This window comes from Ignisphaera cupida (assembly GCF_030186535.1).
GTDB classification, from domain to species: domain Archaea; phylum Thermoproteota; class Thermoprotei_A; order Sulfolobales; family Ignisphaeraceae; genus Ignisphaera; species Ignisphaera cupida.
The window spans coordinates 611132-626169 of record NZ_JASNVW010000001.1 but is presented as its reverse complement, the minus strand read 5'-3'; the positions used below and the strand labels follow the sequence as shown (position 1 = coordinate 626169).

Annotated in this window: 13 protein-coding genes; 7 read left to right on the top strand and 6 right to left on the bottom strand. The window is 34.4% G+C overall.

Annotation, left to right across the window (positions count from 1 at the left end; all coding sequences use genetic code 11):
• The 3 genes from QPL79_RS03460 to QPL79_RS03450 all read left to right on the top strand — a co-directional run.
• On the top strand, positions 1 to 682 hold a 682-nt coding region (locus tag QPL79_RS03460), incomplete at its 5' end, for a TCP-1/cpn60 chaperonin family protein (protein WP_285273385.1).
• A 114-nt stretch (positions 683 to 796) separates the two neighbouring features.
• The gene (locus tag QPL79_RS03455) at positions 797 to 1171 is read left to right on the top strand and encodes a DNA-directed RNA polymerase subunit K (RefSeq protein ID WP_438839344.1); all 375 of its coding nucleotides are present in this window, start codon (positions 797 to 799) and stop codon (positions 1169 to 1171) included.
• A gap of 114 nt (positions 1172 to 1285) precedes the next feature.
• Positions 1286 to 3364 (top strand): DNA topoisomerase I, encoded by a 2079-nt coding sequence (locus QPL79_RS03450; protein ID WP_285273383.1) that lies wholly within the window; start codon positions 1286 to 1288, stop codon positions 3362 to 3364.
• On the opposite strand, the gene QPL79_RS03445 is transcribed toward QPL79_RS03450, so the two are convergent.
• Positions 3354 to 3872, bottom strand: coding sequence for a signal peptidase I (locus QPL79_RS03445; protein WP_285273382.1), 519 nt, complete (start codon positions 3870 to 3872; stop codon positions 3354 to 3356). The two genes, QPL79_RS03450 and QPL79_RS03445, sit on opposite strands and share 11 nt — an antisense overlap.
• A 9-nt stretch (positions 3873 to 3881) precedes the next feature.
• The gene (locus tag QPL79_RS03440; RefSeq protein ID WP_285273381.1) at positions 3882 to 4202 is read right to left on the bottom strand and encodes a chromatin protein Cren7; all 321 of its coding nucleotides are present in this window, start codon (positions 4200 to 4202) and stop codon (positions 3882 to 3884) included.
• Positions 4203 to 4325: 123 nt separating this feature from the next.
• Between QPL79_RS03440 and eno the strand changes: the two genes are divergently transcribed.
• The 3 genes from eno to QPL79_RS03425 all read left to right on the top strand — a co-directional run bounded on the left by eno (position 4326) and on the right by QPL79_RS03425 (position 7352).
• Complete coding sequence (eno, locus tag QPL79_RS03435; RefSeq protein WP_285273380.1) at positions 4326 to 5615, top strand: phosphopyruvate hydratase; 1290 nt, start codon at positions 4326 to 4328, stop codon at positions 5613 to 5615.
• Between the two features lie 209 nt (positions 5616 to 5824).
• Entirely contained in the window at positions 5825 to 6982 is a 1158-nt protein-coding gene (locus QPL79_RS03430; protein ID WP_285273379.1) for an OBG GTPase family GTP-binding protein, read from the top strand.
• A gap of 58 nt (positions 6983 to 7040) precedes the next feature.
• Positions 7041 to 7352 (top strand): hypothetical protein, encoded by a 312-nt coding sequence (locus QPL79_RS03425; RefSeq protein WP_285273378.1) that lies wholly within the window; start codon positions 7041 to 7043, stop codon positions 7350 to 7352.
• 5 nt (positions 7353 to 7357) lie between these two features.
• Here the strand turns inward: QPL79_RS03425 and QPL79_RS03420 are convergent, their stop codons facing one another.
• From QPL79_RS03420 to QPL79_RS03405, 4 genes are all read right to left on the bottom strand, one after another.
• On the bottom strand, positions 7358 to 7789 hold the full coding sequence (locus QPL79_RS03420; RefSeq protein ID WP_285273377.1) for a DUF2286 domain-containing protein: 432 nt from the start codon (positions 7787 to 7789) through the stop codon (positions 7358 to 7360).
• Between the two features lie 67 nt (positions 7790 to 7856).
• Entirely contained in the window at positions 7857 to 8105 is a 249-nt protein-coding gene (locus QPL79_RS03415) for a hypothetical protein (protein ID WP_285273376.1), read from the bottom strand.
• 160 nt (positions 8106 to 8265) lie between these two features.
• Positions 8266 to 11100 carry a DNA-directed DNA polymerase I gene (locus tag QPL79_RS03410; RefSeq protein ID WP_285273375.1) on the bottom strand — a complete coding sequence of 945 codons (2835 nt, stop codon included), beginning with the start codon at positions 11098 to 11100 and terminating at the stop codon, positions 8266 to 8268.
• A gap of 102 nt (positions 11101 to 11202) precedes the next feature.
• A complete protein-coding gene (locus QPL79_RS03405; RefSeq protein ID WP_285273374.1) occupies positions 11203 to 11949 on the bottom strand; it encodes an N-acetyltransferase in 747 nt (248 codons plus the stop codon).
• Positions 11950 to 12147: 198 nt separating this feature from the next.
• Between QPL79_RS03405 and ppdK the strand changes: the two genes are divergently transcribed.
• Positions 12148 to 15006 carry a pyruvate, phosphate dikinase gene (gene ppdK / locus QPL79_RS03400; protein WP_285273373.1) on the top strand — a complete coding sequence of 953 codons (2859 nt, stop codon included), beginning with the start codon at positions 12148 to 12150 and terminating at the stop codon, positions 15004 to 15006.
• Positions 15007 to 15038 lie beyond the last annotated feature (32 nt).

The following is a 15038-nucleotide window of genomic DNA, read 5'->3' as shown; positions in this document are numbered from 1 at the left end:
GAAAGCTACTGGAGGAAGAATAGTTACAAGTATTAGAGACCTAACTGAGAAAGATCTTGGTGAATGCGCACTTGTCGAAGAGAGAAGGGTAGGAAATGATAAGATGGTTTTTGTTGAAAACTGCAAAAACCCAAGAGCAGTTACAATATTGCTAAGAGGAGCAAATGATATGCTATTAGATGAAGTAGAGAGGAGCTTAAATGACGCTCTCAATACTGTTAGAAACATATTGCGTGATCCAAAAATTGTTTTTGGTGGTGGGGCAGTCGAGGTCGAGGTAGCAATGAGGTTAAGAAAATGGGCTGAGAGTGTTGGAGGAAAAGAACAGCTAGCAATAATGGCATTTGCTGATGCTTTAGAGGAAATTCCATCAGTACTTGCTCAAACAGCTGGAATGGATGTTCTAGAAACTTTAATGGAGCTAAGAAAGTTGCATGCAGAAGGAAAGGTGGCTGCAGGTATTGATGTTATTAATGGAGAGGTTGCTGAAAGTATGGAAAAGCTTAATGTTATAGAGCCTGTAATAGTGAAGAAGCAAGTATTGAAGAGTGCTACAGAAACAGCAACAACTATACTTAAGATAGATGATGTTATAGCTGCTTCGCCAAAGAAGGAGGAAAAAGGTAAGAAAGAGGAAAAGAAGGAGGAAGAGGAAGAGACAAAGACACCTTCTCTCGACTAAACATTGCTTACGATAATTAATAACAAAATTTTTGTTTTTACACAGCTCAAACTATTTTTACGTAAAACTTTTTAGTAGTAGCTAATAAACTAAAAATGTGTTAAGGTTATTGGGATGGGTGAGGAACAGCAACAAATTAGTGTACTAGTGAAGTCTCTCAATGAAATTAAAATAGGTCCAAAAAGATTAACTAAATATGAGAAAGCACGAATAATTTCTGCAAGAGCTTTGCAACTAGCTGCAGGTGCTCCTCCATTAATTGATGTTTCCATGCTAGAGTCTAAGGACCCTGTTATAATTGCTTATTACGAATTACTTGCAGGGGTATTGCCATTACTAATAAAAAGAGTAAAGCCAAATGGAGAATATCAACTTATACCAGTACGCATATTATCAGATGTTGAAAACATGAGAATAGAGAAGGTGAAGGAGTTAGCAACAAAAATTTTTGGTATTGAAGAAAGGGAAGTTATGAGATATGTTATTTAAGTAGTAATCGATATAAGGCATAAAAAACATTGTAATTTTAACTAGAATTTCAGGTAAACCACAAAGTGCTTATTTTAATTTTAATTTGGTATTAATAAAAAGGTTAAAGCTGAAATGTATAAAAATGACAATGGAAGTATAGCCTTGAATGATTATATTCTTGTAATAGCTGAAAAACCCAAGGCTGCACAAAAAATTGCTGAGGCGTTGAATGCTAAAAGAAAAGTTATTGTTAATGGAGTTATTGCTTGGATTGCTAAATGGAATGGTGTTGACTATGTTATTGCCCCAGCTGCAGGGCATCTGTTTACATTATCAACAGATGATGTTGGATATCCAACATTTAATTTTAAGTGGGTTCCTAGACATGTTGTTGAGAAAGGTAGTAGTCATGTTAAGAGGTTCTTTGATGCTCTGAAGATTCTTTCACGCGGAGCTATTGGGTTTGTTAATGCTTGTGATTATGATGTTGAAGGCTCATTAATTGGCTATTTGATTATTAAACACTTTGGCGATATTAGGAAAGCTAAGAGAGCTAAGTTCTCAAGTTTAACTCCTGACGAAATTCGAAAGGCTTTCTCAATGCTTTCAAGTCTTGACTATGATATGGTTGAGGCAGGGTATTGCAGGCATGTATTGGACTGGCTATGGGGTATAAATGTATCGAGAATGTTAATGGATTTATATAAGCAGGTGTTTAGGAAAAGAATTGTGTTAAGTGCTGGTAGGGTGCAAACACCTACACTATCTTATGCCTTAGACATTGTACTTAAAAGACGCTTGCATGTTCCAAGCCCATATGCAGTAATCGATATTACACTACAAATCGGCAATAAACTGGTTAAACCAGATTTTGAAGGAGAGCCAATAGACTCTATAGATAAGGCTAAACAAATAATTGAAGCAATTAAAGTAAAGCCTTTTGCTTACATTAAAAAAATTTATAAGGAAATTAAGGTTTACAACCCCCCTCACCCATTTAACTTACCAGATCTACAAAAAGAGGCATATAGAATTCACAAGTTAAATCCACAAGTAACACAGAAAATAGCTGAGGATCTTTACCTAGATGCATTAATAAGTTATCCAAGAACAAATAGTCAGAAACTACCCCGAACACTGAATGTTGAAGATATTCTAAATAGAATTGCTTTAAACACAAAGTATAGAAGTCTTGTAACACAGCTCTTTAAAGAATCCAATGGCATTCTTAAACCAAATAATGGTCCATTAGATGACCCTGCACACCCAGCAATATACCCAACTGGAGAAGCTCCTCAAAAAATAAAACCTATTCATGAAAAAGTCTATGATTTAATTGTCAGAAGATTTCTAGCAACCTTTTCTACTCCTCTAAAGGTTATGCATATGAAAATAGTATTGGATGTTCATGGACTTCAATACTCAATAACAGTAGATAAAATTTTAGAACAAGGCTGGTTTAAGTACTACCCCTACATCTCTTTAGAAAAGAATTTATACTTAACAGATTACAAGTTTCTTGAAGGCGAGGCAATCCCCATAAAACAGTCCAGCATCAGAATTAGATATACAAAACCTGTTCAACCACCTTCAAGAATATCTTTATTAAAATGGATGGAGGAAGTAAATATAGGTACGGAGTCTACAAGAGCTGAAATAATAGAACTTCTTTTTAAAAGAGGTTACATAAAATCAAGGTCAAGATCTATAGACATATCAGACATAGGACTTTTTATTGTTTTTTTGCTTAGAAAATATGTAAGTGAATTAGTTAGTGTTTCATTAACTAGAAAATTTGAAGAATATCTAGAAGCTATAAGAAATGGTAAAATCAAATGCGATGAAGTTATTGAAGAAGCTAAAAATATTTTGCATAAAAATATTAATAATGTAGTGAAGCTTAAACCTGAAATAATACATGAAGTATTTTCTTTTATACCATATCCATCTAATGTAGGTATGGATGTAATTGACGCAAACAAGAGGTATTGTAGTGTTTGTAGAAGATTTGCAGATGAAAGTGGTTTCTGTATTTTTCATAGAGTGGCTTATGAAAATATTGTAAATGAATTTGAAAAATGGAGAAAGTTTGGTTTTGATTGGATGGATTATCTAAGAAAAATAATGACTTTAAAACTTACAGGGGTTTATGTGAAGGAGGTTGCATATTACATTTTAAATAATGGATCTAAAAATAAATTTACCTTGTGATTAATCCTGAAATTTTAACTACTATACCATTTATTTGCAAAACTTTTCCAACAATTCTCGAATTATCAATACCTCTATTACTATTAATTATAATTTGTACAATGTCTTTAGTATAAATATTGCTATTGTTTAATATTCTTATATTACTTGGTTTTTTACATTCAATGCTACTTCTATATGCTATGAATGTTACTTGATCTATGAATTGATTATTATCACCCTTGGTTATGTATAAATTTTTTCCGGAACAATTAATTATGCCAACAACTCTGTGAATTACATATTCGTTATAATCATTTTTAAAGACTATGATATCGCCTAAATTTATTTTGTTTGCTGGCAAAATCAATACAATATCGCCATCATGAAGCAGTGGATTCATGCTATATCCTTCAACAACAGCTATTGTTATTTGCTTCCATACATAGTATGCTATGTTAGCGTAGAGTAATAAAAATATGAGGAGTAGAACTATTGCTGTTTCCACAATTTTTAACATTTTTGTCATTTAGTTACCCTATTCCTCTTCTTCAATTGAGAGTTCGCTTAAATCCAACTCAATTACTTTTTCACTTCTTTCAGGTCTTTCCTCTAAAGTAATAGTTTTTTTAACACCCTCAATTTCTACATCACCACCTCCAACTTTCATTTTAGATACAACACCTCTCCACTTATATCCACAATTAGGACATTCAAAAACGCCCATAATAGTTATTGTAACTCTTCCAGCACTATCGGGTATTGGTGCTATTAATTGCCATGTTTTTGTTGGTGAGTCTACAATTGTTCCACATTTCGGGCATTTGTTTAAAGTTTTTCGACTCTCTTTTCTAGCCATTTTTGACTCACACAATGTAACATTGCTTAGTTAGTGTATATAAAGTGTTTTGATAAAGAAGCAAAGTATATTATGTCTCTGCTTAATATAGCTTAGTACGTGTTAGCCACAGGTGTTTCAGCAATGTCTAATCCATATGTAATAAGATTTGTAGATGCCATACAAGTTTTAGATTCACGTGGAGATCCAACGGTAGAAGTCATGGTTGAAACTGTTGGTGGTGGAATTGGCAGGGCAATAGCACCTGCAGGAGCTTCTAGAGGAAAATACGAAGCTTTGGAACTTAGAGATGGGGATGCCGCAAAGTTTAAGGGACGTAGTGTAACCAAGGCTGTTTCAAATGTTATTAATTATATTGCTCCAGCAATACAAGGCATTGATGCAAGAAGACAGAGAGAAATAGATAGGATAATGATTCAAGTTGATGGAACTGCAAATAAGTCTAGGCTAGGTGCAAATGCAATTCTAGCAACAAGTTTGGCTGTTGCAAAAGCAGCTGCAGATACTGCTAAAATTCCTTTGTTTCAGTATTTAGGTGGTATAGACAGTAGAATATTGCCTATACCACTTTTGAACATAATTAATGGAGGAGCTCATGCAGGAAATGAGTTAGCTGTTCAAGAATTTATGATAGTTCCAATAGGGTTTGAAACATTTTCAGAGGCTATGAGGGCTGCTGTCGAGATATACAAAGAATTGAAATCAGTATTAAAGAACATGTATGGAGCTTCAGCAGTTAATGTTGGTGATGAGGGAGGTTATGCTCCACCAATGAAATATGTTAGAGAAGCTATTTCAACTCTTTTAAAAGCTATTAAAAACTGTGGTTATGATCCAGAAAAGCAGGTTAGAATATCACTTGATGCTGCAGCATCACAATTCTATGATGAGTCCAGCAAAACATATGTAATAGATGGCTCTAAATTAGCTAGAGAAAAACTTTTGGAGTATTGGAAATCAATTGCAATAGAGTTTAATATCTTAAGTATTGAGGACCCATTCAATGAAGAAGACTTCGAAGCATATGCAGAACTTAAAAAAGAATTGAAGAATAAAACAATTATTGTTGGCGATGATTTAACAGTAACAAGTGTTGAAAGACTTGAGATAGCAATTAAACATAATTCGGTTTCAGCAGTTATAGTTAAACCAAATCAAATAGGAACATTATCAGAAACGCTTGATTTTATTACATTAGCTAAAAACAACAACATTTATACCATAATTAGCCATAGAAGTGGAGAAAGTGAGGATAACACAATAGCACACTTAGCGGTAGCAGTTAAAGGACCATTTATAAAGACTGGTGCACCAGCAAGAGGAGAGAGAACAGCTAAGTATAATGAATTATTGAGAATTGAAAAGTATCTTAGTGCCGATGCTACATATGCTGGAAAACTATTGAAGATGTAACAATATGTAGAGATAATATCATGTTTTAAACCTAATTATTTTAATTTAGCAATTAAATGTTTCTAATATAAAGTATGTTTGAAAATCTTTCTTTTAGTATGGAGGAGGTCAGGAGTTTAATGACTATTAATCTTTTTAAATCAATTTGGCTATCCTTATATTATAGTATGTAGCAGGTTCAGTAATTTACTAGTTTCTAGGGTTTAAAAATGGTTACGAATTTACCTGCTGAAGCTAAAGCAAAATTTGTAAAATACATGGAAGCTAAGACACCTGAAGAAAAGCTTCGTGCATTGGAGGAATTTCTTTCAGCTGTTCCCAAGCACAAAGGAACAGAAAACTTGGTGCGTTGGATTAGAAAAAGAATGGCAGAACTTAGAGAGGAAGTTGAAGAGAAGAAACAGAGAAAAACAGGTTCTGGTCTTTCATTCTTTGTTGAGAAGGAAGGTGCTGCACAACTTGTTTTACTAGGATTAACGAAATCTGGCAAGAGTGCATTGCTAAAGTTTTTGACTGGAGCAAAAGTTGAAGTATCTGATGTTCCCTATACTACCAAGTTTCCTGCCATTGGTATGATGCAGTATAAGGATATTCAATTTCAAATTGTTGAAGCACCATCTATAATACCTAATGGTGGTGGATGGAACACAAAAGTTGCTGGTTTAGCTAAGAATAGTGATGGAATTATAATAGTTTTGGATGCGACAAGAGATTATGAGAATGATTTCAAGCTTATCATCGATTTCCTAAATGATCATGGAATTGTTATTGAAAAGCCTAAGGGATTTGTAGAATTTGAAAAAAGACATGCAGGTGGGATAAGAATAATTAATTATGGCAAACTTGTTGGAACAGAGGATGAGGTGATTAAACTCCTAAATAGTTATAGAATATACAATGCTATTGTTAAAATATATGGAGAGGTGAATATAGACGATGTTGAGAAGGCAATATTTGAAAGAACAATATATAAACCAGCTTTAATACTGATAAATAAAATTGATGCTCTAGGCAATAACGGTGCTGCACTAAAAATTGGTTTCTTGAACAATTTTAAAATACCTGTGTTCTTTGTTTCTGCAATTAGAGGTTTCAATAAGGATGTATTAGGTAATAAAATTTTTGAGTTGCTCAATATTGTGAGGATATATACAAAGCCTCCCAATGGAGAGCCATCTTCAAAGCCATTGGTGCTTAAAAAAGGTTCTACAGTACAAAATGTTGCAGAGGCAATTCATAAGGACTTTGTAAGAAAATTTGCTTATGCGAGGGTATGGGGGTCTTCTGTGAAGTATCCTGGTCAAAGAGTTGGCTTAGACCATGTTTTACATGATGGAGATATTGTTGAAATAGTTCTTAAAAAATAATTTCATAACAACTTAAATACCCTATTCCCTCAAACTGGCTAAGTAAAGGTTTTCAAAAATGAACATTAAGAAATTAATTTTAGTTACTGCAAAACATCTTCCACAGCATAAATATTTTGAGACAATAGCAAAAGATATAGCTAACTATTTAAAGGTGCCTTTGGATATAATTGAAGAGGACTACGTATTTGTAAACACTTATGGTGAAAAAGACGAATTTGGAATGGCATGGCTTCCTCAATTATTTGCACAAATAGATGAAGAAATAAAGCCTATATTGACACGTTTACCTATAAATGAGAAAACATTAGATGTTGATTTAGAAAAAGCTAAAAAGGATGCAATGCTAGCTCTAGGAATAACAACATAATTTTTCTACTCCTCTTCAACTTCTTTTTCCTCTTCTTCTTTACGTTCTGGTGATGTTATACCCTTTGCCAAATCCTCTATTTTCTCTGAGATGAAATCATCTATATATGGAGCTACTAAAAACACTTTTGAATCAATAATATCATTATCTATCCACTGATTTTCAAAACTAACCAAATATATTAGAACCTCAATTGTTGCAACATCTCCCTTTCTCCTAAGATTAAGTTGTGAATAAAGATCGTATTGCTCCTTTTTTATAGGTAATTTTATGTTTATTTCATGTCTATGTTTAACCACAATTAAATCTGATTTTTGTGGCTCCCAAAGACTCAAAGCTTTCATCACAACATCTTTCAAAACATTATTGAAATCACCTTCAACTACATTTTTCTCCTTTATCTCACCTAGCTCAGCCCGTAGAACCAGTATTTTCAATTACCATTACCTCTCTATATTACTCAAAGAAAATGGTGTTCCACAGGATTTAAAAACTTAAATAATTTTATGGTATAATTAATGAGATTGCTACAAATACTATTCCTAGCATTAACAATACAAGGCCGAGGTATTTTACATTCATTCTCCAAAAGGCTTTTGCTAGCTTTGTTACTCCTACTGCTAAATAGTATAAGGCCACTAACACTATTAACACTATGCCAATCCATGCAAATGTTTTTGCAATAACATTATTACCATTGCTAAACAATACTGTAAAATGGTTAAATACTTCGCTTAATTCTTCTAACCCCATATTGATATTCCCAAAAACTTTTGTTCTAGAAAGCACATAATATAAAAAGTGAGGCTTTTAGAAATTGTGATGAAGGTTAAAAGCGCTGATAAATTATGATGAAGGCCCACAGCTGAGCAGTTTTTATGTGGTTATGTAAATTTTAGACAATATTTTCTTGTTAACTTATTTTGGTTCCACCAATTATTTCTTCCCAAGAAATATTCAATGCTGTAAATAATTGTTCTAACGAAGTTTTCATAGCCTCTACATATTTTTGCACATCAAGTTCTGTTATCTTAGCTAATTGAATGGGTTTAACACCTTCTTTTGTCTTGGTCTTGATATATGTTATTACATCTCCTGATGATATTTGCAAGCCATATCTTTGAAGCATTAATGCTGCTTTTACATGCTGTGGAGTATTCTTCTTGTATTCTGTTAGTGGTTTAGAAAGTGTTGTTTGAAAGGCTATCTCATCTAAAGTAATAAGTTTATATTTTAGCAGAATATAGTGTTTCTCTAGCTCATTTCTAATTTCATTAATAACTTTGAAAGCATCCTCAGGCTCTTCTATTGTTGATAGCTGTTTTAATATATAAGAGAACAGCTGTTTTATGAAGTTAGGAGTATTTCTCTTTTTACCAACCATACCCTTAACATCTATTTCTCCAGATGTTAGAATTCCAACATAGTTTTTCTTTAGTGCAGGAAAGGCAACAAATTTATATGTTTTATCTGTTTCTAATTCAAGCCCAAACGTTTTTTCAACCCATTCCCTAAGCTCATTTAGCTTATTTTCATCTGGGTTCCATATAAATAGAGAGTCTGTATCCCCATATAATACATGTAATCCTAATTCCAATGCCTTATCTCTTGTAGCTATAATAACCCTTCTCCCAGTTGCAGTTACGCTTTCTGCTACTGATGGTGCATACAATGAAAATGTTTCAGCTCCAAAAACTCCATAAGCAGCATTGATAAATACCTTCATAGCTCTTTGAACAACATCATACCAGCTTCTGGTTGCATCATCAAGATTTCTATCCTTAGCTTTTTTCTTATATATTTTAACTCTAAAATCTCTAAGCATACCAACTATTGCAGCTGTAATACCCGATTTATCTAAGCACACTTGGTGAATTACTTTATCGTTTTCATCAACAATATTACCAATTCTATGACAAGAGCTTTTATCGGGATCTATAGTCTCGTAGCTAAGGTTCCATCTCTTCATAATTGATGGGTATAGAGATGCAAAGTCTAGCACAACAACATTAAAGAATATTCCTTGTGGCGGCTCCATTACTATAGCTCCCGCATACTTCTTTCCCTTAATTATAGCTTCCGTCACCTTCTTACTCTTCAGCCTAAGAATATCGTCTTTTCTTGGTATTAAGTATCCTCTTCTTCTATGCTCCCAGTAAAACAAGTTTTTTATCCAGATGGAAACTGTTGAACGAACTAAATCCTCTAATCCAAGTTTACTTATACGCATGAGCAATAATATGAGCTTCCACACAAGCTCATTTGAAAATGTTGTTAGCTCTAATGTTATTTGTGCATCTCTGAAGTTATACCTAACTAAATCACCAAGACTAACCTTACTTAAATCCTCATCCAATTGCACCTTCCCTACCCCAAGTAATGCCTGAGCAATAGAGTCTAAGTTTGCTTCTTTGTATCGTGCTTCAAATGCATAGGTTTGAATAGCTTTATTGCTGAAGAACTTATACAAGTCAATGTGAAGTGATGTTCTTAATTTTGCTTCAAACTCTGTTTTACTGCCTTTAACCACTTTTCTTATTTCTATTCCTAGCAACTCTTTATCAATATCAAGTTTTATTGCCCTAGCAAAGAGGTATCTAAAATCGAAGTTGTCACCATTAAATGTTAAAATAATTGGATAGTCCTGAATTAGATATATGAAGTCTGAAATCATGTTTCTTTCGCTATCATAAATTTCAATTTCGATGTCATTAGGAATATCTGTAATTGCTTTTAAATTCTCTCTGTAGAGAACAAAAACTTTTTTAAGACCATCATTAGAAGCAACAGCAATTGACATTATAGGGTATTCCACTGCTTCAGGGGAAGGGATTCTTCCTTCAAATGGTGTATAAACCTCTATATCTATAGCCAGTCTTCTAGGCGAAAACCATTTAACTTCAAAAAGCTTTAGAAAATGTATTGCAACATCCATTAACTCTTCATCATCTATTCCTAAATCTTTTTTAAGATTTTCGATTATTGATTCATTATCTATAGTGCTAAGTTCCTTAAACTCTGCTCCAGTTATGGAATAGGGAAAACCAGGTACTAGGAGGTTATCGTAGATGTAATTGATGTGATAGCGTATATCAGCTTCCCACGCTTTTGCAACTCTTTCCCTTAGAGTTCTTACCGCTAGGGGGTCCTTTGTAACAACTTTTGTTAGGGTTCTCTTCACATTGTATAGAAGATCAATTTTATCAACAACTTCAACATGATCAAAGGAAGGGTGAGAAATAATTTTCTTGATAATGGGATTGTTTTTGTCATTGAATTTGTCTATGCTTATATCAGTTAAGAAATATGGTTTATGACCAGTTTTGTCGTAAAGAAACATTAACTTGTGTGATTGTGGATCATAGAATATAAGCAGTGCTTTTTTAGCATCACCATCATAATCAACTTGAAGCAAATATGCAGAAGAAATAGTGTCAACAAATAGTCTTCTCTTAAAGAATGTCTTTTTAATAGGCTCATTGATATTAATATTACTTGGAATAACAATATTCAATATTGAAGTACCTAAAACTTTTTGAGACTCGTCTTTACTAATGTATTCATCACTTCTTCGTTCTTGCAACTCTTTGTGAATAGTTTCAGCTTGTGATTGTGACTCAAATTTGTTGTTTGTTCCCTGAAAAGAATCAGAGCTGTTTGAGGGTGTGTCATAGGCTTTGTCTTTTTTAGAAGTATCTAAACTACTCTTTTTTGAAATGAAGTCTAGTAGCGACTTATTCTTTCCCATTCTTCAACCCAATTATAACTAAGGCTAGTTAACGCTGACTACATCCTAGAGATAATTAATATTAATCTAGATTATAAAAGTATGCGGTGCTAAATGAATAGATTATTTCCATGGAAATAGATTTACAAGGTTTTCGTAATTCTTTTTCCTCTTTTCATATTCTTCTCTACTCATTATTGGTTTGGCAGGAACCCCAGCAACAACTGTGTAGGGTTCAACACTTTTAGTTACTACTGAACCTGCTGCTATTACAGCACCTTTTCCAATTTTTATACCTGCAATAATAGTGCTATTAGCACCTATAACAACATCATCCTCTACAATAGTCTCTATCAATCTTTTGCTTGGTGGATATCTATCATTTGTAAACACAACTCTAGGTGCTATAAATACTTGAGATCCTATGACTGTCTTAGGGGGTATATATGTATTTGACTGTATGACTGTGTTACTACCAATAGTGACCATACCATCTATTATTGTATATGAGCCTATTCTACATTTTTCACCAATTTTTGTATCTTCTCTTATGAGAACGTTATGACCTGTTTCAGTGTAGTCCCCTATTACAGTTCTTTCATATATTATTGTTCCACGTCTAATAATGCAATGCCCTCCTATCACACTACCTTCACTTAACTCATCAAAAATCTCGTCCAATTCAAAAATGCCATGGCTTTGTTTAGTATATCTAGATTCAAATAGCTTTTTCCTTGTTGGATACCCAATTACCACATCTGTATCAATAATTGTTTCATTGCCTATCCTTGATGGGCCATATATAAACGTGTTGACACCTATAATTACTGAAGGATCTATAAATGATTTCTTTCCAATATATCTACTCAATTCCATACACCCTTTGCACATGAATTTCTTATTTAGTTGAATGCCTAAACTATTATTATGCTTGAATCACTTTAGGTACTAGCCTTTACCTGTTTATTATATTTACATTAACTTTACACAAATATAGTGAGTAGCATTTATAAACTAGATCACATATTTTTAGCTTGTCCATGAGTGTTCAAAAAAGGTGTAGATGTAATGTCAGCAACAGTGAAGAAATATGTCTATCAGTTTGAAGAAGCAGATGAGCATAATAAGAAGTTGTTTGGTGGTAAGGGAGTAAGCTTAATACAGATGTCCAAGCTTGGACTTCCAGTACCACCAGGATTCATAATAACTACAGACACCTGCGTAGACTTCTATGCACCTAGAAAAGCTGAAATTGATTCTATAGAGGCTGAATTATCGAAGAATCCACCACCAGAGATTAGAGATAGGCTTATTGAAAAAGTATGGAGCATAATAGATTCTCTGCAGCTTCCTCAAGGTTTATGGGAACAAGTTGTAGAAAACATGAGGATTTTAGAGAAGAAAACTGGCAAGAAATTTGGTGATCCAAATAACCCATTACTAGTTTCAGTGAGAAGTGGAGCACCAATTTCAATGCCTGGCATGATGGATACTGTTTTGAACCTAGGTCTAAATGATCAAGTAGTTGTAGGATTAGCAAAACTTGCAGATAATGAGTGGTTTGCTTATGATGCTTATAGAAGATTCATAAACATGTTTGGAAAAATAGTGTTGGGCATTGATGAAAAACAGTTTAACAGTGTTTTTGAGGAGCTTAATGAAAAATTCAAGAAGGAAGCTGAAGAGAAGTTTGCTGATGAACTACAGAAAATTAGAGAGAAGATACCTCTTTACACACCTAGACTCGATGCTCAACCACCTAGAGACATAGCTCCAAGATTGTGGCAAAGATCTGTAGAGTATTTGAAAGAACTTGTTGAAAAGTATAAAGAGGTTGTTAAGAAGAACTGGGGAGAGTTTCCGCAAGACCCTTGGAAACAGCTAGAGCTTGCAATTAAAGCTGTGTTTAGATCTTGGATGAATCCAAGAGCAATATTCTATAGAATAATGAATAAGGTAACACCAGATATTGCACATTGTACAGCTGTTAATGTAGTTACAATGGTATTTGGAAACATGGGATGGGACAGTGGAACTGGTGTTGTGTTTAGTAGAGATGTTGCAACTGGAGAGGATGTTTTGTATGGTGAGTTTCTACCTAATGCACAGGGAGAGGATGTTGTTGCTGGTATAAGAACTCCATATCCAGTATCAGAGCTAAAGAGGATAAGTCCACAGCTTTATGAGGAGCTTTACAGAGCTTCAAAGCTTTTAGAGAAAGTGAATAAGGATGTACAGGATATAGAGTTTACTGTTGAAAGAGGTAAGCTATACTTCCTACAGTGCAGAGATGCAAAGATGACTCCTCTTGCAAGAGTTAAAACAGTTGTTGACATGGTTAAAGAGGGTATATTGACAAAGGAGGAGGCAATACTAAAGGTAAGTCCAGAACATGTTATTCAATTGCTCTACCCAAGAATCGATCCAAAAGCTAAGGCAACACCAATAGCAAAAGGACTTCCAGCCTCGCCTGGAGCAGTAAGTGGTCAGGTGGTGTTCCATCCTGATGATGCTGTGAGATGGGCGAGAGAGGGTAAGAGGGTAATACTAGTTAGAACAGAGACTAAGCCTGATGATGTTCACGGATTCTATGCAGCGGTTGGAATATTGACAAGCAGAGGTGGTATGACAAGTCATGCAGCAGTTGTGGCAAGAGCTATAGGCAAAACAGCTGTTGTTGGTGCAGAAGCTCTTGATGTACACGAAGAGGAGAAGTACTTCAGAGTTGGTAACATTGTTGTTAAAGAGGGCGACTGGGTCACAATTGATGGCAACACAGGTAATGTTTATCTAGGTGTTGTACCAACTGTTGAAGCTGGGTTAATACCAGAGCTTGCAGAAATTCTTGCATGGGCTGATGAGATTAGAAAGCTTGGTGTAAGAGCAAATGCTGATGTGCCTGCAGATGCAGAAATGGCTTTGAAGTTTGGTGCTGAAGGTATTGGTTTGCTGAGAATAGAGAGAATGTTTAGAAAGCCTGAGAGATTAGAGTTGCTAAGAAAAGTTATATTGGCTGAGAACACAGAGGAGAGGGTGAAGCATCTAAAGCCTTTAGCTGAAATGATAAAGCAGGACTTCAAAGAGATATTCAAGATAATGGATGGAAAGCCTGTAATAGTTAGATTAATTGATCCGCCACTTCACGAGTTCTTGCCAAAGCCTGAGGAGGTTTTGAGAGAAATTTATGAGCTTAGAATGAAGAATGCACCAGAAAATGTTATCAAAGAGAAAGAGTGGCTATACAAGAGAGTTACAGTTTTGCAGGAAGCAAATCCGATGCTGGGTCATAGAGGTGTTAGAGTAGGTGTGACATATCCAGAGTTCTACTACTACCTATCAACAGCTATACTAGAAGCTGCTGCTGAGCTTAAGAAAGAGGGATATAAGCCAGTAATCGAAATAATGATTCCACAAGTAGCTGAAGTCAATGAGATTAGATATGTGAAGCAGAAAGCAATTTTGCCAGCATTAGAAGATGTTAAGAAGAAGTATGGTGTTGAATTAGACGTTAAAATAGGAACTATGGTTGAAACTGTTAGAGCATGTTTAACAATGGATGAAATAGCTAAGGAAGTTGATTTCATAAGCTTTGGAACAAATGACTTAACACAAGCAACATTCAGCTTTAGTAGAGATGATGCTGAGAACAAGTTCCTACCTCTATACCTACAAGAGAAAATAGTACCGGCAAACCCATTTGAAACACTAGACGTTAAGGGTGTTGGAAAATTAATTGAGATGGCAGTAAAAATGGCTAGAGCAAGCAATCCAAAGATAGAAATAGGGATTTGTGGAGAGCATGGTGGTGATCCAGCATCGATAATGTTCCTTCACAAGATTGGCTTAGACTATGTTAGTGCATCGCCATTTAGAGTGCCCGTGGCTAGGTTAGCAGCTGCACAAGCAGCTCTAAAATACAAGAGCTAATGTAGTTTTACTAATTTTAAAACACAGTCTTT

What these genes read in the sequence shown, in the direction of transcription:
- QPL79_RS03455 (WP_438839344.1), top strand. Translation starts at nt 797, where the DNA reads ATGGGTGAGGAACAGCAACAAATTAGTGTACTAGTGAAGTCTCTCAAT.
- QPL79_RS03450 (WP_285273383.1), top strand. Translation starts at nt 1,286, where the DNA reads ATGTATAAAAATGACAATGGAAGTATAGCCTTGAATGATTATATTCTT.
- QPL79_RS03445 (WP_285273382.1), bottom strand. Translation starts at nt 3,872, where the DNA reads ATGACAAAAATGTTAAAAATTGTGGAAACAGCAATAGTTCTACTCCTC.
- QPL79_RS03440 (WP_285273381.1), bottom strand. Translation starts at nt 4,202, where the DNA reads ATGGCTAGAAAAGAGAGTCGAAAAACTTTAAACAAATGCCCGAAATGT.
- eno (WP_285273380.1), top strand. Translation starts at nt 4,326, where the DNA reads ATGTCTAATCCATATGTAATAAGATTTGTAGATGCCATACAAGTTTTA.
- QPL79_RS03430 (WP_285273379.1), top strand. Translation starts at nt 5,825, where the DNA reads ATGGTTACGAATTTACCTGCTGAAGCTAAAGCAAAATTTGTAAAATAC.
- QPL79_RS03425 (WP_285273378.1), top strand. Translation starts at nt 7,041, where the DNA reads ATGAACATTAAGAAATTAATTTTAGTTACTGCAAAACATCTTCCACAG.
- QPL79_RS03415 (WP_285273376.1), bottom strand. Translation starts at nt 8,105, where the DNA reads ATGGGGTTAGAAGAATTAAGCGAAGTATTTAACCATTTTACAGTATTG.
- QPL79_RS03410 (WP_285273375.1), bottom strand. Translation starts at nt 11,100, where the DNA reads ATGGGAAAGAATAAGTCGCTACTAGACTTCATTTCAAAAAAGAGTAGT.
- ppdK (WP_285273373.1), top strand. Translation starts at nt 12,148, where the DNA reads ATGTCAGCAACAGTGAAGAAATATGTCTATCAGTTTGAAGAAGCAGAT.